Raw genomic sequence first — 18,565 nt, forward strand, 5'->3', positions numbered from 1 at the left:
AACGTTATTTTTTGTTCTTAAACTTCTTCTGCCAGACCAGCAGCTCAAACACGCCGAACAGGAAAATGCGGATTTTCTCTCCCGTCGTCATCTGCGGACCCTCTTTCGGTATCGTTGATTTCAGTAGCGCCAGTTGCATACCGTGCATCAGCGCCATGAACACCAACGCCACGTTGACGAAGATATTGAGCGGGCGCGGGAAGGGATGCACCAGATTAAGAATCAAAAATGCCCACACGAAGAGCATTAATAAGCGGCCCAGATTAATCAACATCATTTTCTCCTTGCGCGTCGCGCTGATACAGACGATAAGCGACCTGTCCGGCCACCTTTTCTCGATACAATGCCCAGTTCGCCGGAACGGGCGGCAGACCGTTTTCCACCTCGCTTTCTACATAAATTAGCGCGTCGTCGGCCAGCCATCCCTGGGTTTCCAGCAATTGTAACGTCTCTTCCAGCAGCCCTTTACGAAACGGCGGGTCGACAAAGACGACGTGATGCGGCGTCCCCGGCTGGCTGAGGAAGGCCAGAGTATTGGTATTGACGACGCGAGCATTGTTGGCTTTCAGCGTCGCCAGATTTTTTTGCAACTGCTGCGATACGGCGCGATCCATTTCCAGTAACGTTGCCTGGGCCGCATAACGCGATAGCGCTTCCAGACCCAGCGCGCCGCTGCCGGCAAAGCAATCCAGACAATGGGCGTCTACCATTACCGGAGCCAGCCAGTTAAATAACGTTTCGCGCACGCGATCGGTGGTGGGACGCAGACCCGGGCTGTCCGGAACCGGTAATTTACGGCCACGCCATTGCCCGCCAATAATGCGGATTTGGCCGCTGCCAGAGTGAGTCGGTTTTTTCATTTCTCTTGCTCGAACCGCCTGTTGCAAGTTATTCCAGGCGGTGATGTGAATTAAGTTAAGTGATAGACTATTTCATCATTTTTTTAGCTTCCATGTATATAGCGCCGCGAGGGGTGTAGTCGCAGATGGCAAAACAGAAAAAACGTGGCTTCTTTTCCTGGTTGGGCTTCGGTGATAAAGAGCAGAAGCAGGAACAGACCGAAGAACAGCAGATTGTTGAGGAACAACGACCGGTTGAGCCCCCTGTTGAAACGGCGGCAGACGTAGACGCGCAAACGCCCGCGCACAGCAAAGCAGAAACCGAAGCCTTTGCGGAAGAGGTGGTGGACGTTACTGAGAAAGTTCAGGAGAGCGAAAAACCGCAGCCGGTAGAGCCGGAGCCCGCGGCGGCCATTGAGACGGCAGCGCCGCAGATCGCGGTGGAACGCGAGGAATTGCCGCTGCCGGAAGAGGTCAAAGACGAGGCTATCTCGGCGGAAGAGTGGCAGGCCGAAGCGGAAACCGTAGAAGTCATTGCCGCGGTAGAAGAAGAGGGCGAAAACGCGGCGAAATTCACCGACGAAGAGCTGGAAGCGCAGGCGCTGGCCGCTCAGGCGGCGGAAGAGGCGGTGATGGTTGTTCCGTCGGCGGAAGAAGACGCGCCGGTGGAAGCGATCGTTCAGGAGCAGGAAAAACCGACTAAAGAAGGTTTCTTTGCCCGCCTGAAACGCAGTCTGCTGAAAACCAAAGAAAATCTCGGTTCCGGATTTATCAGTCTGTTCCGCGGCAAGAAAATCGACGATGATTTGTTCGAGGAGCTGGAAGAGCAGTTGCTCATCGCTGATGTCGGGGTAGAAACCACGCGTAAGATTATCGCTAATCTGACGGAAGGCGCCAGCCGCAAACAGCTTAAAGATGCCGAGGCGCTGTATGGTCTGTTGAAAGACGAGATGGGCGAGATTCTGGCGAAGGTAGACGAACCGCTTAATATTGAAGGTAAAACGCCTTTTGTTATTCTGATGGTTGGCGTGAACGGCGTGGGTAAAACCACCACTATCGGTAAACTGGCGCGCCAGTTTGAGCAGCAGGGTAAATCAGTGATGCTGGCGGCGGGGGATACTTTCCGCGCGGCGGCGGTCGAACAGCTACAGGTCTGGGGACAGCGTAACAACATTCCGGTTATCGCCCAGCATACCGGCGCGGACTCCGCCTCGGTGATTTTTGACGCTATCCAGGCCGCGAAGGCGCGTAATGTGGATGTGTTAATTGCCGATACGGCAGGGCGTCTGCAGAACAAGTCGCACCTGATGGAAGAGCTGAAAAAAATCGTTCGCGTCATGAAAAAGCTGGACGAAGAAGCGCCACATGAAGTTATGCTGACCATTGACGCCAGCACCGGACAGAACGCGGTAAGCCAGGCCAAACTGTTCCATGAAGCGGTAGGCTTAACCGGTATTACCCTGACCAAGCTGGACGGTACGGCGAAAGGCGGGGTGATTTTCTCGGTAGCTGACCAGTTTGGCATTCCTATCCGTTACATTGGCGTGGGCGAACGTATCGAGGATTTGCGTCCGTTTAAGGCGGACGATTTTATTGAGGCACTTTTTGCCCGAGAGGATTAACAATGATTCGCTTTGAACATGTCAGCAAGGCCTATCTCGGCGGGAGACAAGCGCTGCAGGGAGTGACATTCCATATGCGGCCAGGCGAGATGGCGTTTCTGACCGGCCACTCCGGCGCGGGGAAAAGTACCCTGCTGAAGCTAATCTGTGGGATTGAGCGGCCCAGCGCCGGCAAAATCTTCTTCAGCGGGCATGATATTACGCGCCTGAAAAACCGCGAAGTGCCGTTTTTGCGCCGCCAGATTGGGATGATTTTCCAGGATCACCATCTGCTGATGGATCGCACGGTCTATGACAATGTGGCGATACCGTTAATCATTGCCGGTGCCAGCGGCGATGATATCCGTCGTCGTGTGTCGGCGGCGCTGGATAAGGTTGGACTACTGGACAAAGCGAGAAACTTCCCGATTCAACTCTCCGGAGGCGAACAACAGCGCGTGGGCATCGCCCGCGCGGTGGTCAATAAGCCAGCGGTATTGCTGGCGGATGAACCGACCGGGAACCTGGACGACGCGTTGTCGGAAGGGATTTTACGTCTGTTTGAAGAGTTTAACCGCGTAGGGGTGACGGTACTGATGGCGACGCACGATATTGGACTTATCTCCCGTCGTTCCTATAGGCAGCTCGTCCTGAGCGATGGACATCTGCATGGAGGCCTGGCCAATGAATAGGCGCGACGCGATTAACCAAATCAGGCAGTTCGGCGGACGGCTGGATCGACTGCGTAAGTCTCGCGGCGGAACAGGCGGCGGGCGCAACGCGCCAGGACGCCAGAAGCCGACGCCGAAACCGAACTCACGTAAAACGAACGTCTTTAATGAGCAGGTGCGCTATGCCTGGCACGGTGCGCTGCAAGATCTGAAAAGCAAACCGCTGGCGACGTTTCTGACGGTGATGGTGATCGCCATCTCCCTGACGCTGCCCAGCGTCTGTTACATGGTCTATAAGAACGTCAACCAGGCGGCGACTCAGTATTATCCGTCGCCGCAGATCACCGTTTATCTGCAAAAAACGCTGGATGATGACGCGGCGGCACGGGTTGTTGGGCAGCTTCAGGCCGAGCAGGGCGTTGAGAAGGTCAACTACCTGTCCCGTGAGGACGCGCTGGGAGAATTCCGCAACTGGTCGGGTTTTGGCGGCGCGCTGGATATGCTGGAAGAGAACCCGCTACCGGCGGTGGCGGTGGTGATCCCCAAGCTGGACTTCCAGAGTACCGCTTCGCTTAATACGCTGCGCGACCGTATCTCGCAGATTAACGGCATTGACGAAGTCCGCATGGATGATAGCTGGTTTGCGCGCCTGGCGGCGCTCACCGGGCTGGTGGGCCGCGTGTCGGCGATGATCGGCGTGCTGATGGTCGCGGCGGTCTTCCTCGTTATCGGCAACAGCGTGCGCCTGAGCATTTTTGCCCGTCGCGACACCATTAACGTGCAAAAGCTGATTGGCGCGACCGATGGCTTTATCCTGCGTCCGTTCCTCTACGGCGGCGCGTTGCTCGGTTTTTCCGGCGCGTTTCTTTCACTGATATTGTCTGAAATTTTGGTGATGCGTTTATCATCGGCGGTGACTGAAGTGGCGCAGGTCTTCGGCACGAAGTTTGATCTCAATGGCTTATCGTTCGATGAGTGCCTGTTGCTGCTGCTGGTCTGTTCCATGATTGGCTGGATCGCCGCCTGGCTGGCCACGGTGCAACATTTACGTCACTTTACTCCCGATTGATAAAATCGTGGTATAATCTTTCCCTGCAATGGGCTTCCGTTCGCAGGGAAAGAGTCCCTGTTGTCTCTTCCCCGCGCGTCATCTTTATGTCACAAGATTTGTGCAAATTATGCACAGTGTTACATTGAACTTGTGGATAAAATCACTGTCTGATAAAAGAGTGGGTGATATTCTCGTTGCTCATCGGCTTTGGCACGGTTGTTGCTCGCTGACGGTGCCAGGCAATACTGATTGAGAGGATTTGAATGACCAAAGAAATGCAAAATTTAGCTTTAGCCCCTGTTGGCAACCTGGAATCTTATATCCGGGCGGCGAACGCGTGGCCGATGTTATCGGCTGACGAGGAGCGGGCATTGGCTGAAAGGCTGCATTACCAGGGCGATCTGGAAGCAGCTAAAACGCTGATCCTGTCTCACCTGCGCTTTGTTGTTCATATTGCTCGTAACTATGCGGGCTATGGTCTGCCGCAGGCGGATTTGATCCAGGAAGGCAACATCGGCCTGATGAAAGCCGTACGTCGTTTTAACCCGGAAGTAGGCGTGCGCCTGGTTTCCTTCGCCGTACACTGGATTAAAGCAGAAATTCACGAATACGTGCTGCGTAACTGGCGTATCGTTAAAGTCGCAACCACGAAAGCGCAGCGTAAGCTGTTCTTTAATCTGCGTAAAACCAAGCAGCGTCTGGGCTGGTTTAATCAGGATGAGGTTGAAATGGTGGCGCGCGAACTGGGTGTTTCCAGTAAAGACGTGCGTGAGATGGAGTCGCGTATGGCGGCGCAGGACATGACGTTTGACATGTCTTCGGACGATGAGTCCGACAGCCAGCCAATGGCGCCGGTGCTGTATCTGCAGGATAAATCGTCTAACTTTGCCGACGGCATTGAAGACGATAACTGGGAAGAGCAGGCCGCCAACCGACTGACCGACGCGATGCAGGGGCTCGACGAGCGTAGCCAGGATATTATCCGCGCTCGCTGGCTGGACGAAGACAATAAGTCTACGTTGCAGGAGCTGGCCGATCGTTACGGCGTCTCCGCTGAGCGTGTGCGCCAGCTTGAAAAGAACGCCATGAAAAAGCTTCGCGCTGCGATCGAAGCGTAATCTTCGCGAGTTGCCAATGAACCCTCGAATGTGAATTCGGGGGTTTTGTTTTTTGTAGGCCGGATAAGGCGTTTACCCTGCCATCCGGCAACACGTTTGCCCGATGGCGCTTCGCTTATCGGGCCTACGGGCCCTTCCTCTCCCCCACCGACACAAATCTGTTATCTGGATGTAAATTTAGCTATTCCAAAATAATAAAAATCGGGTATGTTTTAGCAGAGTATGCTGCTAAAGCACGGGTAGCTAGCCAATAATCGAAATAAAGTGCTGAACAATAACACCACAACACACGTAACAACCAGAATAATGGGGATTATCAGGATGAATATGAAGGGTAAAACGTTATTGGCAGGATGTATCGCCCTGTCATTAAGCCATATGGCATTCGCCGAGGACATTAAAGTCGCGGTTGTCGGCGCGATGTCCGGTCCGGTGGCGCAGTATGGCGACCAGGAATTTACCGGTGCGGAGCAGGCAATTGCCGATATCAATGCGAAAGGCGGTATTAAAGGCGATAAGCTCGTCGCGGTGAAATATGATGACGCCTGTGACCCGAAACAGGCGGTAGCGGTCGCTAACAAAGTGGTGAACGACGGCATCAGGTATGTTATCGGTCACTTATGCTCCTCTTCCACACAGCCAGCGTCTGATATCTACGAAGACGAAGGCATCCTGATGATAACCCCGGCGGCGACCGCGCCGGAGCTGACCGCGCGCGGCTATAACCTGATTTTGCGCACGACCGGCCTGGACTCTGACCAGGGACCAACGGCGGCAAAGTATATTCTGGAGAAGGTAAAACCGCAGCGCATCGCGATTATCCACGATAAGCAGCAGTACGGCGAAGGGCTGGCGCGCGCGGTGCAGGACGGTCTGAAGAAAGGCGGCGTTAACGTCGTATTCTTTGACGGCATCACCGCCGGCGAAAAAGATTTCTCCACTCTGGTAGCGCGCCTGAAGAAAGAGAATATCGACTTTGTCTACTACGGCGGTTATCACCCGGAAATGGGGCAGATCCTGCGCCAGTCCCGCGCCGCAGGGCTGAAAACCCAGTTTATGGGGCCGGAAGGGGTGGCGAACGTCTCGCTGTCTAACATCGCCGGAGAGTCGGCGGAAGGCTTACTGGTCACCAAACCGAAGAACTACGATCAGGTCCCGGCGAACAAACCGATTGTGGATGCCATCAAAGCCAAGAAACAAGATCCTAGCGGCGCATTCGTGTGGACCACCTACGCCGCGCTGCAATCGTTGCAGGCGGGTCTGAACCAGTCTGACGATCCGGCGGAAATCGCCAAATACCTGAAAGGCGCCACGGTCGACACCGTAATGGGACCGCTGTCGTGGGATGAGAAAGGCGATCTGAAAGGATTTGAGTTCGGCGTGTTTGACTGGCATGCGAATGGTACGGCGACAGACGCTAAGTAATTGAGTGCCGGGTGGCGGCTTCGCCTTACCCGGCCTACATACCTGGAAAATTGCGAGGTGGTTTTTTATTTTTTGCTCCCGGCATGTAGGCCGGATAAGCGTCAGCGCCATCCGGCTTTCTTTTAGCGCTTCTCCCAGCCGTCATGCTGTGCGGTAAAGCCTAACGCCTGCATAAACGCGGCCATCACGCTACGGTCTTCAACACCGACATCCGCCATCCACCACGACGAGACGTTGGGATTATCGCGGATGACTTCTTCTACCAGGTATTGCCCGACGCCGCGGCGACGGGTGATTTCACGCACGCGTAAGGAATCCAGCGCGCCCTGCGTTCCGCTCAGCGTCACTCTTACGGCGCCCAACAAACGTTCGTTAAACCGCGCGGCATAAATCCGGTGCGTTTCATCTACGCTTAATGAGGAGGCGGAATATTCCGGCCAGATTTTGCCCAGATCGATCTGATCCTGAGCGCTAAAGTGTTCTAAACGAAGAATGGTCAGCTTCATCGACGGCTTGTCCCGATTTCAAAAGATGCGATCAGTGTACCGAAACAGGCAGGCCAGATGCTTTCTCTTTTTGGTGTCATTTACCAGGTTATTAATTTTTTAACAACGATAATTACAGTTTGAAGCATTAGAGAATGGAAAACAGGCAGCATAATTCCCTGAATGCTAGTGAATTATTCCGCTTAATATGCCGTTATTTTATGCTGACAAGCGTGCTTTTTTTTGTTTATCTATAGCGAAAAGCAGAATATTATCTTTTCTTAATAGACTGAAAAATAGAGATTTTAATCTTATTATGCTTTAAATTCTGCGCTAACTCATTAATGAGTCAGTAAAAAGCGCACCATTTATAAAAAGTACAGTCTGCTTTTTAACCAGCAAAAAACAAAACATATAACATCACGAATGGGGATACAGGCACATGAAACGGAAAGCGAAAACAATAATCGCAGGGATTGTTGCATTAGCAGTCTCGCAGGGGGCAATGGCAGATGATATTAAAGTCGCCATAGTCGGGGCGATGTCCGGCCCGGTAGCGCAATGGGGCGATATGGAATTTAACGGCGCGCGCCAGGCCATTAAAGACATCAACGCTAAAGGCGGTATTAAAGGCGATAAGCTGGTCGGCGTAGAGTACGATGATGCCTGCGATCCAAAACAGGCGGTGGCGGTGGCCAACAAAATCGTTAACGACGGTATTCAGTACGTTATTGGTCACTTGTGTTCTTCTTCTACTCAGCCAGCATCCGATATCTATGAAGATGAAGGTATTCTGATGATCTCCCCGGGGGCGACTAACCCGGAGCTGACCCAGCGCGGCTATCAGTACATTATGCGTACCGCCGGCCTGGACTCCTCCCAGGGGCCAACGGCCGCGAAATACATCCTGGAAACGGTGAAACCGCAGCGCATCGCTATCATTCACGATAAACAGCAATACGGCGAAGGACTGGCGCGCTCCGTGCAGGATGGCCTGAAGCAGGGCAATGCCAATATTGTCTTTTTTGATGGTATTACCGCCGGTGAAAAAGATTTCTCCGCCCTGATTGCTCGCTTGCAAAAAGAGAATATCGACTTTGTGTATTACGGCGGCTACTACCCGGAAATGGGGCAGATGCTGCGCCAGGCGCGGGCTAATGGCCTGAAAACGCAATTTATGGGGCCGGAAGGCGTGGGTAACGCGTCGCTGTCCAATATTGCGGGCGGTGCGGCGGAAGGCATGTTGGTGACGATGCCAAAACGTTATGACCAAGACCCGGCGAATAAGGCGATTGTCGAGGCGCTGAAAGCCGACAAGAAAGATCCCAGCGGTCCGTACGTCTGGATCACCTACGCCGCCGTCCAGTCGCTGACGACCGCAATGACGCGTAGCGCCAGCCATGCTCCACTGGATCTGGTGAAAGATCTTAAAGCGAACGGGGCTGATACCGTTATTGGGCCGCTGAAATGGGATGAAAAAGGCGATCTTAAGGGATTTGAATTTGGCGTCTTCCAGTGGCACGCCGACGGCTCGTCAACCGTCGCGAAGTAATGCCAGAAGATAAGTTATCCCACCGCCCGCACGCCGGGCGGGTTTAAAAAGGTTACCTTATGTCCGAGCAGTTTCTCTATTTCTTGCAGCAGATGTTTAACGGCGTCACGCTGGGGAGCACCTACGCGCTGATTGCTATCGGTTATACGATGGTGTACGGCATTATCGGCATGATCAACTTCGCTCATGGCGAGGTGTATATGATCGGCAGCTACGTCTCTTTTATGATCATCGCCGCGCTAATGATGATGGGAATAGACACCAGTTGGCTCCTGGTGGCCGCCGGATTTATCGGCGCGATTATTATTGCCAGCGCCTACGGCTGGAGTATCGAGCGAGTCGCTTACCGGCCTGTGCGCAATTCCAAGCGCCTGATCGCCCTGATTTCCGCCATCGGGATGTCCATCTTTCTGCAAAACTACGTCAGCCTGACGGAAGGTTCGCGCGACGTGGCGTTACCCAGCCTGTTTAACGGCCAGTGGATTGTGGGCAGCAGCGAAAACTTTGCCGCGTCCATCACCACCATGCAGGCGGTTATCTGGATAGTCACCTTTCTGGCTATGCTGGCGCTCACCATTTTCATTCGCTACTCCCGGATGGGCCGCGCCTGCCGCGCCTGCGCGGAGGATCTGAAAATGGCCAGTCTGCTCGGCATTAATACCGACCGCGTCATTGCGCTAACGTTTGTTATCGGCGCGGCAATGGCGGCGGTGGCGGGCGTGCTGCTCGGCCAGTTCTATGGCGTGATTAACCCCTACATCGGTTTTATGGCCGGGATGAAAGCGTTCACCGCGGCGGTGCTGGGCGGGATTGGCAGCATTCCGGGCGCGATGATCGGCGGTCTGATTTTGGGCGTCGCCGAAGCGCTCTCGTCTGCATATTTAAGTACCGAATATAAAGATGTCGTATCGTTCGCTCTGCTGATTCTGGTACTGCTGGTGATGCCGACCGGTATCCTGGGGCGTCCGGAGGTAGAGAAAGTATGAAACCGATGCATATTGCGATGGCGCTATTCTCTGCGGCGATGTTCTTCGTTCTGGCTGGCGTCTTCATGGGCGTACAACTGGAGCTGGACGGCACCAAACTGGTGGTGGATACCGCCGCCGACATCCGCTGGCAGTGGATCTTTATCGGTACGGCAGTGGTTTTTTTCTTTCAGTTGTTGCGTCCGATGTTCCAGAAAGCGGTGAAGCATGTCTCCGGACCGAAGTTTATTCTGCCGGCGATCGATGGCTCTACCGTTAAGCAAAAGCTGTTTCTGATGGCGCTGCTGGTTATCGCCGTGGCGTGGCCGTTTATGGTGTCGCGCGGTAGCGTGGATATCGCCACTATGACCATGATTTATATCATCCTCGGTTTGGGGCTGAACGTGGTGGTGGGGCTGTCCGGCCTGCTGGTATTGGGCTACGGCGGCTTTTACGCCATCGGCGCTTATACCTTTGCGCTGCTCAACCACTATTATGGTTTGGGTTTCTGGACCTGCCTGCCGCTGGCGGGACTGGTCTCCGCCGCCGCTGGTTTCCTGCTCGGCTTCCCGGTACTGCGTCTGCGCGGCGACTATCTGGCGATTGTGACGCTCGGCTTCGGCGAAATCGTCCGTATCCTGCTGCTCAACAACACTGAAATTACCGGCGGCCCGAACGGTATCAGCCAGATCCCCAAACCGACGCTGTTTGGTCTGGAGTTTAGCCGCAGCACCCGCGAAGGCGGCTGGGATACCTTCAGCAATTTCTTTGGCGTGAAGTACGACCCATCCGACCGGGTCATTTTCCTCTATCTGGTGGCCCTGTTGCTGGTGGTCCTGTCGCTGTTTGTCATTAACCGCCTGCTGCGTATGCCGCTGGGCCGGGCGTGGGAAGCGTTGCGTGAGGATGAGATCGCCTGTCGCTCATTAGGTTTAAGCCCGACGCGCATCAAGCTGACCGCTTTTACTATCAGCGCCGCGTTTGCCGGTTTCGCCGGGACGTTGTTTGCCGCCCGCCAGGGCTTTGTCAGCCCGGAATCCTTCACCTTCGCCGAATCCGCCTTCGTGCTGGCGATTGTGGTGCTGGGCGGAATGGGCTCGCAGTTTGCGGTGATCCTGGCGGCGGTTCTGCTGGTGGTGTCGCGCGAATTGATGCGCGACTTCAACGAATACAGCATGTTGATGCTCGGTGGTTTGATGGTGTTGATGATGATCTGGCGCCCGCAGGGATTGTTGCCGATGACGCGTCCGCAGTTGAAGCTGAAAAGTGGTCAGGCGAAAGGAGAGCAGGCATGAGTCAGCCATTATTAGCGGTTAACGGCCTGATGATGCGCTTTGGCGGTTTGCTGGCGGTCAACAATGTATCGCTGGAATTGCGTGAGCGGGAAATTGTGTCGCTGATTGGCCCTAACGGCGCGGGTAAAACGACGGTGTTTAACTGCCTGACCGGTTTTTATAAGCCGACAGGCGGTACGATCACGTTGCGCGAGCGGCATCTGGAAGGGTTGCCGGGCCAGCAGATCGCCCGCATGGGCGTGGTACGTACTTTCCAGCATGTTCGCCTGTTTCGCGAAATGACGGTGATTGAAAACCTGCTGGTGGCGCAGCACCAGCAACTGAAAACGGGCCTCTTTTCCGGCCTGTTGAAAACGCCCGCTTTCCGCCGCGCGCAAAGCGAAGCGCTGGACCGCGCGGCGACCTGGCTTGAGCGTATTGGCCTGCTGGAACATGCCAACCGCCAGGCCAGTAATCTGGCCTACGGCGACCAGCGCCGGCTGGAGATTGCCCGCTGCATGGTGACGCAGCCAGAAATTCTGATGCTCGACGAACCGGCGGCTGGCCTTAACCCGAAAGAGACCAAAGAGCTGGATGAGCTGATTGCCGAACTACGTAACCATCACAACACCACCATATTACTGATTGAACACGATATGAAGCTGGTGATGGGCATTTCCGATCGCATTTACGTGGTGAACCAGGGCACGCCGCTGGCGAACGGCACGCCGGAAGAGATCCGCAACAACCCGGACGTCATCCGCGCTTATCTGGGTGAGGCATAAGATGGAAAAAACGATGTTAACGTTTGAAAAAGTCAGCGCCCACTACGGCAAGATTCAGGCGCTGCACGACGTCAGTCTGCACATCAATCAGGGGGAAATCGTTACCCTGATTGGCGCTAACGGCGCGGGGAAAACGACGCTGCTTGGCACCTTGTGCGGCGATCCACGCGCCTCCAGCGGACGGGTGGTGTTTGACGGTAAAGACATCACCGACTGGCAGACGGCGAAAATCATGCGTGAAGCGGTGGCGATAGTGCCGGAAGGGCGGCGCGTCTTCTCGCGGATGACGGTGGAAGAGAACCTGGCGATGGGCGGTTTTTTTGCCGAGCGCGATCGGTTTCAGGAGCGTATCAAATGGGTGTACGAGCTGTTTCCGCGCCTGCATGAACGCCGTATCCAGCGAGCGGGCACCATGTCCGGCGGCGAACAGCAGATGCTGGCGATTGGCCGCGCGCTGATGAGCCAGCCGAGGCTATTGCTGCTGGATGAACCGTCGCTGGGGCTGGCGCCGATCATCATCCAGCAGATCTTCGACACCATTGAGCAGTTGCGCGAGCAGGGTATGACCATCTTCCTTGTCGAGCAGAACGCCAACCAGGCGCTGAAGCTCGCCGACCGCGGTTATGTGCTGGAAAACGGCCACGTGGTGCTATCCGATACCGGTGATGCGCTGCTGGCGAACGAAGCGGTGCGCAGCGCCTATCTGGGCGGATAAGGCGCAGTTTACAGCTGCCATCTGGCAAACGCGCCCGGTGGCGCTACCGCTTACCGGACCTGGCGGATTACTCGGCATTCGGCAAATCAGTAGAACATTTTTCGTACCAATATGTTATAGTTGAGAATAGTTATCAACTATAACCACCGAAGAAGGAGCAAGGATGATACGTTCAGGCGCCTGCATAATGGGAACGCTGTTGTTCGCGGCTTCGTTCAGTGTTAACGCCTTAACCTCAAACGATTTTGATCCCCGCGATCCTGCTATCTGGCAAGAAGAAACCGCAACGCCTTATCCACTGGCCGCAACGACCTGCGAAGTGCGTCATCATCCGGATTGTGCAACGTGGGAGGATGAAAAATCCGACATTCAGCGTGAACGCGAGCGGCGAGATCAGCGGCGCTTACAAAATCTGTACAAAAAGTATTCTCATCGTGATTAACTGCTGACGCCAGCCAAATAACGCATGTCTGGTCAGCATTACGCTGTCAGACGTGCCGTAGCTCCCACTTTTCTTTTCCGGCGCTTTCACTGCCTTGCCATCTCTCTGTCGCCTTACTATCTTTTTTTTGTAATAAAAAAGTTATTTTTCTGTCATTCGAGCATGTCATGTTACCCCCGCGAACATAAAACGCGTGATATCGCGCATCCCGGCACAAAAAGAGAGATAACCGATGATATCGTTACGACATACAGCTTTAGGACTGGCGCTGAGTCTGGCATTTACGGGTCAGGCGTTGGCCGTCACCACTATTCCATTCTGGCATTCAATGGAAGGGGAGTTAGGCAAAGAAGTTGATTCACTGGCGCAACGTTTCAACCAGGCCAATCCGGATTACAAAATCGTTCCGGTCTATAAGGGGAACTATGAACAGAACCTGAGCGCCGGGATCGCGGCATTCCGTACCGGCAACGCGCCGGCAATATTGCAGGTTTATGAGGTTGGGACAGCGACCATGATGGCCTCGAAAGCCATTAAGCCGGTTTATGAAGTGTTTAAAGACGCCGGTATTAACTTTGACGAGTCCCAGTTTGTACCAACCGTTGCAGGCTACTACACCGATGCTAAAAGCGGGCATCTGCTCTCCCAGCCCTTTAACAGCTCCACGCCGGTACTGTACTACAACAAAGACGCCTTTAAGAAAGCCGGTTTAGATCCGGAACAGCCGCCGAAAACCTGGCAGGAGCTGGCTGACTATACCGCGAAACTGAGAGCGGCAGGCATGAAATGCGGTTACGCCAGCGGCTGGCAAGGCTGGATCCAACTGGAAAACTTCAGCGCCTGGAACGGTCTCCCCTTCGCCAGTAAAAACAATGGCTTTGACGGTACAGATGCGGTGCTGGAGTTTAATAAGCCAGAGCAGGTGAAACATATCGCGCTGCTGGAAGAGATGAATAAAAAAGGCGATTTTAGCTATGTTGGGCGTAAGGACGAGTCTACCGAGAAGTTTTATAACGGTGACTGCGCGATGACAACCGCGTCCTCCGGCTCGCTCGCCAATATCCGCCAGTATGCCAAATTTAACTATGGCGTGGGTATGATGCCGTACGACGCTGATATCAAGGGCGCGCCGCAAAACGCCATTATCGGCGGAGCCAGCCTATGGGTCATGCAGGGTAAAGATAAAGAAACCTATACCGGCGTCGCCAAATTCCTCGACTTCCTGGCAAAACCGGAAAACGCTGCTGAATGGCATCAAAAAACCGGCTACCTGCCGATTACCACCGCCGCCTACGAGCTGACCCGCGAGCAGGGTTATTACGATAAAAACCCCGGTGCGGATATCGCCACTCGCCAGATGTTGAATAAGCCGCCGTTACCCTTCACCAAAGGCTTGCGTCTGGGCAATATGCCGCAGATTCGTACCATCGTGGACGAAGAGCTGGAAAGCGTCTGGACCGGGAAGAAAACCCCACAACAGGCGTTGGATACCGCAGTGGATCGCGGGAATCAGTTGCTGCGTCGTTTTGAGAAAGCGAGCAAATCTTAAGTGTATAAGTGCCTGGTGGCGCTGCGCTTATCAGGCCTACAGCGTTTGTAGGCCGGATAAGGTGCTTGCACCGCCATCCGGCACCTTCCAGGAAAAGAACCTTCATGTCATCATCCCGTCCGGTGTTCCGCTCGCGTTGGCTGCCGTATTTACTGGTTGCCCCGCAGTTGGTTATCACCGTTATTTTCTTTATCTGGCCTGCGGGCGAAGCGCTGTGGTATTCGCTGCAAAGCGTCGATCCGTTTGGTTTTTCCAGCCAATTTGTCGGGCTGGAGAATTTTGTCGCGCTTTTTCACGACAGTTATTATCTCGACGCCTTCTGGACGACGATTAAATTCAGCGCGCTGGTCACGTTTAGCGGCCTGCTGGTCTCGTTGTTTTTCGCCGCCCTGGTGGATTACGTGGTGCGCGGCAGCCGTTTTTATCAGACGCTGATGCTGCTGCCTTATGCCGTCGCGCCCGCCGTCGCCGCCGTATTGTGGATTTTCCTGTTTAACCCGGGGCGGGGATTAATCACCCATTTCCTCGGCGAATTCGGCTATAACTGGAACCACGCGCAAAACAGCGGTCAGGCGATGTTCCTGGTGGTATTTGCGTCAGTCTGGAAGCAGATTAGTTACAACTTTTTATTCTTCTTTGCCGCGCTGCAATCTATTCCCCGCTCGCTGGTGGAAGCGGCGGCCATTGACGGCGCCGGGCCGATTCGTCGTTTCTTCCGGCTTTCTTTGCCGCTTATTGCGCCGGTCAGTTTCTTCCTGCTGGTGGTCAACCTGGTGTACGCCTTTTTCGACACCTTCCCGGTGATTGACGCCGCGACCGCCGGCGGGCCGGTACAAGCCACCACGACGCTGATTTATAAGATCTATCGCGAAGGGTTTACCGGCCTGGATCTCTCGGCGTCCGCCGCGCAGTCGGTGGTGTTGATGTTCCTCGTCATCATTCTGACGGTGGTGCAGTTCCGCTATGTGGAAAGTAAGGTGCGTTACCAATGATAGAGAATCGTCGCGGGCTGACAATATTCAGCCATACCATGCTGATTCTGGGGATCGCGGTCATTTTGTTTCCGCTGTATGTCGCGTTTGTCGCGGCGACGCTGGACGACCGCGCGGTGTTTGAGACGCCGATGACGCTGCTTCCCGGCACGCAGTTACTGGAGAATATCAAAACTATTTGGGTCAACGGCGTCGGTGTTAATAGCGCGCCATTCTGGCTGATGATGCTTAACAGTTTCATTATGGCGTTCAGCATTACGGTAGGCAAAATCACGGTATCTATGCTTTCCGCATTCGCCATCGTCTGGTTTCGTTTTCCCCTGCGTAACCTGTTCTTCTGGATGATTTTTATCACCCTGATGCTGCCGGTTGAAGTGCGTATCTTCCCGACGGTGGAAGTGATCGCCAACCTGAAAATGCTCGACAGCTATGCCGGTCTGACGCTACCGCTGATGGCGTCCGCTACCGCCACTTTCCTGTTTCGTCAGTTCTTTATGACGCTTCCGGATGAACTGGTGGAGGCGGCCCGTATTGACGGCGCGTCGCCGATGCGCTTTTTCCGCGACATCGTGTTGCCGCTGTCAAAAACCAACCTGGCGGCGTTATTCGTCATCACCTTTATCTACGGCTGGAACCAGTATCTGTGGCCGCTGTTGATTATCACCGACGTGAATCTTGGCACTGCCGTAGCGGGTATCAAAGGGATGATCGCCACTGGCGAAGGTACCACGCAATGGAACCAGGTGATGGCGGCAATGCTGCTGACCCTTATTCCCCCGGTTGTCATCGTTTTAGCCATGCAGCGCGCGTTTGTGCGTGGCCTGGTCGATAGTGAGAAATAAAATGGCTGGTTTAAAACTACAGGCAGTAACCAAAAGCTGGGACGGCAAAACCCAGGTAATTCAACCGCTGACGCTGGACGTGGCGGATGGCGAATTTATCGTGATGGTCGGGCCGTCCGGCTGCGGCAAATCAACGTTGTTGCGGATGGTGGCCGGTCTGGAACGCGTGACCAGCGGCGATATCTGGATTGATCGCAAACGGGTCACCGAGATGGAGCCCAAAGATCGCGGCATCGCGATGGTATTTCAGAACTATGCTCTCTATCCCCATATGAGCGTAGAGGAGAACATGGCGTGGGGACTAAAAATTCGCGGTATGAGCAAAGCGCATATTGAAGAACGCGTGCGGGAGGCGGCGCGCATTCTGGAGCTGGACGGCCTGCTTAAACGCCGTCCACGCGAGCTTTCCGGCGGTCAACGGCAGCGCGTGGCAATGGGGCGCGCGATCGTCCGCGAGCCGGCAGTCTTTTTATTCGACGAACCGCTCTCTAACCTCGACGCCAAGCTGCGCGTGCAGATGCGTCTGGAGTTACAACATCTGCATCGTCGTCTTCGTACCACCTCGCTCTATGTTACTCACGATCAGGTAGAGGCGATGACGCTGGCCCAGCGGGTGATGGTGATGAATAAAGGCGTCGCAGAACAGATTGGCACGCCGGTAGAGGTATATGAAAAACCGGCCAGTCGCTTCGTGGCGAGCTTTATCGGCAGCCCGGCGATGAACCTGTTGGACGGCGTTATCAGCGCTTCCGGCGACCGTTTCGAATTGCCTGGCGGTCTGGCGTTGCCGATTGGTGCGGGCTATCGGGGTCATGCCGGACGTAACATGACGCTGGGTATCCGCCCGGAGCATATTGCGTTAAGCTCGCAGTCGGAAGGCGGCGTGCCGTTAACGGTAGACACGCTGGAGATTCTGGGCGCGGATAATCTGGCGCATGGGCGCTGGGGCGATCAGAAACTGGTGGTGCGGTTGGCGCATCACCAGCGCCCGGCGGCGGGCAGTACGCTATGGCTGCATCTGCCGGAACATCAGCGGCATCTTTTTGATGGCGAAACAGGACAACGTGTATGAGTAACTGGCCTTATCCCCACATTGTCGCCCATCGCGGCGGCGGTAAACTGGCGCCGGAAAACACTCTGGCGGCGATTGACGTGGGCGCGCGATACGGGCACACCATGATTGAGTTTGATGCCAAGCTGTCGAAAGACGGCGAAATTTTCCTGCTGCATGACGATAACCTGGAACGCACCAGCAACGGTTGGGGTGTGGCGGGCGAGTTGAACTGGCAGGATTTATTGCGTGTGGACGCTGGCGGTTGGTTTAGCGGCGAATTTAAAGGCGAGCCGCTGCCGTTGCTCTCGCAGGTGGCGGAGCGCTGCCGTAAACACGGCATGATGGCGAATATTGAGATCAAACCGACAACGGGGAGCGGAAGGCTAACAGGACGTGTCGTGGCGTTGGCCGCCCGCGAACTGTGGGCCGGGATGACGCCGCCGCTGCTTTCTTCCTTTGAGATAGAGGCGCTGGAAGCGGCGCAGGCGGCAGCACCTGAACTGCCGCGCGGGTTACTGCTGGATAAATGGCGTGAAGACTGGCGTGAACTGACGACCCGTCTGGGCTGTGTTTCCCTCCATCTCAACCATAAATTACTCGATGAGACGCGAGTGCAAGAGATTAAGGCCGCGGGTCTGCGGATTCTGGTGTATACCGTCAATCAGCCCCAGCGGGCGGCAGAGCTGCTGCGCTGGGGCGTGGATTGTATCTGCACCGATCGCATTGATGACATCGGCCCTCACTTTCAGTTTTAAGGGCTGATGGTTTTCAGCGGGATGTCAGGCTGCGGCGTCCCGCTGCCCTGCTGCAACATTGGCTGGGAATGGTTTAGCATCCGGTCCGGATTTCCGCTGCCGCTGAGCATTCCGCCCTGCGTATTGGGCAGCGTTTGCTGACCGAGCATACCGTTGCCCGGCTGTCCCTGCTGAACCCGCTGCGTATTGGCATTCAACTGCGACTGTAGATTTTGCTGCTGGCTGCGCGCCTGCGTTTGCATCTGTTGTTTCAACATACCCTGCTGCTGAATCTGCTGCGTTTGCATCTGCGTCTGCATACGCTGCTGGCTGGGGATCTTATAACCCGGCTGATTAGGGTTATTGAGTGTATTAATTGGCTGGGCCAATACAGCAAAGGGTAACAAAGCCGTAATAAGTAGTAAGCGTTTCATTGTCGTCTCCTCCCGATGAGGCCTCTTTTTAAGTGTA

20 protein-coding genes and 1 pseudogene are annotated in these 18,565 nt (G+C 54.9%); 16 read left to right on the forward strand and 5 right to left on the reverse strand.

Going from position 1 to position 18,565, the window contains the following annotated elements; translation table 11 throughout:
• Positions 1 to 4: 4 nt before the first annotated feature.
• Positions 5 to 274, reverse strand: a complete 270-nt coding sequence (locus ACH0WD_RS12315; protein ID WP_000906759.1) for a DUF1145 family protein — start codon at positions 272 to 274, stop codon at positions 5 to 7.
• Positions 264 to 860 (reverse strand): 16S rRNA (guanine(966)-N(2))-methyltransferase, encoded by a 597-nt coding sequence (gene rsmD, locus ACH0WD_RS12320; RefSeq protein ID WP_000743275.1) that lies wholly within the window; start codon positions 858 to 860, stop codon positions 264 to 266. Before rsmD ends, ACH0WD_RS12315 begins: the two co-directional genes overlap by 11 nt.
• 125 nt (positions 861 to 985) lie before the next feature.
• Here rsmD and ftsY point away from each other — a divergent pair, with 125 nt between their 5' ends.
• The 5 genes from ftsY to livJ all read left to right on the forward strand — a co-directional run bounded on the left by ftsY (position 986) and on the right by livJ (position 6,705).
• The gene (gene ftsY / locus ACH0WD_RS12325; protein WP_001118684.1) at positions 986 to 2,461 is read left to right on the forward strand and encodes a signal recognition particle-docking protein FtsY; all 1,476 of its coding nucleotides are present in this window, start codon (positions 986 to 988) and stop codon (positions 2,459 to 2,461) included.
• A gap of 2 nt (positions 2,462 to 2,463) precedes the next feature.
• Positions 2,464 to 3,132: a cell division ATP-binding protein FtsE gene (ftsE, locus tag ACH0WD_RS12330; protein ID WP_000617729.1), complete on the forward strand. Its 669-nt coding sequence runs from the start codon at positions 2,464 to 2,466 to the stop codon at positions 3,130 to 3,132.
• Positions 3,125 to 4,180, forward strand: coding sequence for a permease-like cell division protein FtsX (ftsX, locus tag ACH0WD_RS12335; protein WP_001081707.1), 1,056 nt, complete (start codon positions 3,125 to 3,127; stop codon positions 4,178 to 4,180). Before ftsE ends, ftsX begins: the two co-directional genes overlap by 8 nt.
• Positions 4,181 to 4,425: 245 nt before the next feature.
• The gene (rpoH, locus tag ACH0WD_RS12340; protein ID WP_000159621.1) at positions 4,426 to 5,280 is read left to right on the forward strand and encodes an RNA polymerase sigma factor RpoH; all 855 of its coding nucleotides are present in this window, start codon (positions 4,426 to 4,428) and stop codon (positions 5,278 to 5,280) included.
• A 321-nt stretch (positions 5,281 to 5,601) separates the two neighbouring features.
• A complete protein-coding gene (gene livJ, locus ACH0WD_RS12345; protein ID WP_001747710.1) occupies positions 5,602 to 6,705 on the forward strand; it encodes a branched chain amino acid ABC transporter substrate-binding protein LivJ in 1,104 nt (367 codons plus the stop codon).
• A gap of 41 nt (positions 6,706 to 6,746) precedes the next feature.
• Here livJ and ACH0WD_RS12350 read toward each other — a convergent pair.
• Positions 6,747 to 6,850 (reverse strand): annotated as a pseudogene (locus ACH0WD_RS12350) (hypothetical protein); the annotation flags it as partial.
• The gene (gene panM, locus ACH0WD_RS12355) at positions 6,828 to 7,211 is read right to left on the reverse strand and encodes an aspartate 1-decarboxylase autocleavage activator PanM (RefSeq protein ID WP_000778873.1); all 384 of its coding nucleotides are present in this window, start codon (positions 7,209 to 7,211) and stop codon (positions 6,828 to 6,830) included. The pseudogene ACH0WD_RS12350 and the gene panM, both read right to left, overlap by 23 nt.
• Before the next feature lie 421 nt (positions 7,212 to 7,632).
• Here panM and livK point away from each other — a divergent pair, with 421 nt between their 5' ends.
• The 11 genes from livK to ugpQ all read left to right on the forward strand — a co-directional run bounded on the left by livK (position 7,633) and on the right by ugpQ (position 18,115).
• On the forward strand, positions 7,633 to 8,742 hold the full coding sequence (gene livK, locus ACH0WD_RS12360) for a high-affinity branched-chain amino acid ABC transporter substrate-binding protein LivK (protein WP_000822977.1): 1,110 nt from the start codon (positions 7,633 to 7,635) through the stop codon (positions 8,740 to 8,742).
• A gap of 59 nt (positions 8,743 to 8,801) precedes the next feature.
• Positions 8,802 to 9,728 (forward strand): high-affinity branched-chain amino acid ABC transporter permease LivH, encoded by a 927-nt coding sequence (gene livH, locus ACH0WD_RS12365; RefSeq protein WP_000003005.1) that lies wholly within the window; start codon positions 8,802 to 8,804, stop codon positions 9,726 to 9,728.
• Positions 9,725 to 11,002, forward strand: coding sequence for a branched chain amino acid ABC transporter permease LivM (gene livM / locus ACH0WD_RS12370; protein ID WP_000803766.1), 1,278 nt, complete (start codon positions 9,725 to 9,727; stop codon positions 11,000 to 11,002). Before livH ends, livM begins: the two co-directional genes overlap by 4 nt.
• Positions 10,999 to 11,766 carry a high-affinity branched-chain amino acid ABC transporter ATP-binding protein LivG gene (gene livG, locus ACH0WD_RS12375; protein WP_000082083.1) on the forward strand — a complete coding sequence of 256 codons (768 nt, stop codon included), beginning with the start codon at positions 10,999 to 11,001 and terminating at the stop codon, positions 11,764 to 11,766. Before livM ends, livG begins: the two co-directional genes overlap by 4 nt.
• Position 11,767: 1 nt before the next feature.
• Positions 11,768 to 12,481: a high-affinity branched-chain amino acid ABC transporter ATP-binding protein LivF gene (livF, locus tag ACH0WD_RS12380; protein ID WP_000416114.1), complete on the forward strand. Its 714-nt coding sequence runs from the start codon at positions 11,768 to 11,770 to the stop codon at positions 12,479 to 12,481.
• A 163-nt stretch (positions 12,482 to 12,644) separates the two neighbouring features.
• Positions 12,645 to 12,923, forward strand: a complete 279-nt coding sequence (locus ACH0WD_RS12385; protein ID WP_000621260.1) for a hypothetical protein — start codon at positions 12,645 to 12,647, stop codon at positions 12,921 to 12,923.
• A 232-nt stretch (positions 12,924 to 13,155) separates the two neighbouring features.
• Complete coding sequence (ugpB, locus tag ACH0WD_RS12390) at positions 13,156 to 14,472, forward strand: sn-glycerol-3-phosphate ABC transporter substrate-binding protein UgpB (RefSeq protein ID WP_000624747.1); 1,317 nt, start codon at positions 13,156 to 13,158, stop codon at positions 14,470 to 14,472.
• A 104-nt stretch (positions 14,473 to 14,576) separates the two neighbouring features.
• Complete coding sequence (ugpA, locus tag ACH0WD_RS12395) at positions 14,577 to 15,464, forward strand: sn-glycerol-3-phosphate ABC transporter permease UgpA (protein ID WP_000099306.1); 888 nt, start codon at positions 14,577 to 14,579, stop codon at positions 15,462 to 15,464.
• Entirely contained in the window at positions 15,461 to 16,306 is an 846-nt protein-coding gene (gene ugpE / locus ACH0WD_RS12400; RefSeq protein WP_000572196.1) for a sn-glycerol-3-phosphate ABC transporter permease UgpE, read from the forward strand. The genes ugpA and ugpE overlap by 4 nt, the downstream gene beginning before the upstream one ends.
• Before the next feature lies 1 nt (position 16,307).
• Positions 16,308 to 17,378: a sn-glycerol-3-phosphate import ATP-binding protein UgpC gene (locus ACH0WD_RS12405; protein ID WP_000907844.1), complete on the forward strand. Its 1,071-nt coding sequence runs from the start codon at positions 16,308 to 16,310 to the stop codon at positions 17,376 to 17,378.
• Positions 17,375 to 18,115, forward strand: a complete 741-nt coding sequence (gene ugpQ / locus ACH0WD_RS12410; protein WP_000073548.1) for a glycerophosphodiester phosphodiesterase — start codon at positions 17,375 to 17,377, stop codon at positions 18,113 to 18,115. Before ACH0WD_RS12405 ends, ugpQ begins: the two co-directional genes overlap by 4 nt.
• On the opposite strand, the gene ACH0WD_RS12415 is transcribed toward ugpQ, so the two are convergent.
• Complete coding sequence (locus ACH0WD_RS12415) at positions 18,112 to 18,528, reverse strand: DUF2756 family protein (RefSeq protein WP_000826034.1); 417 nt, start codon at positions 18,526 to 18,528, stop codon at positions 18,112 to 18,114. The two genes, ugpQ and ACH0WD_RS12415, sit on opposite strands and share 4 nt — an antisense overlap.
• Positions 18,529 to 18,565: the final 37 nt, after the last annotated feature.

It is taken from the genome of Salmonella sp. 2020_1395, from assembly GCF_043848115.1.
Lineage (GTDB): Bacteria > Pseudomonadota > Gammaproteobacteria > Enterobacterales > Enterobacteriaceae > Salmonella > Salmonella enterica.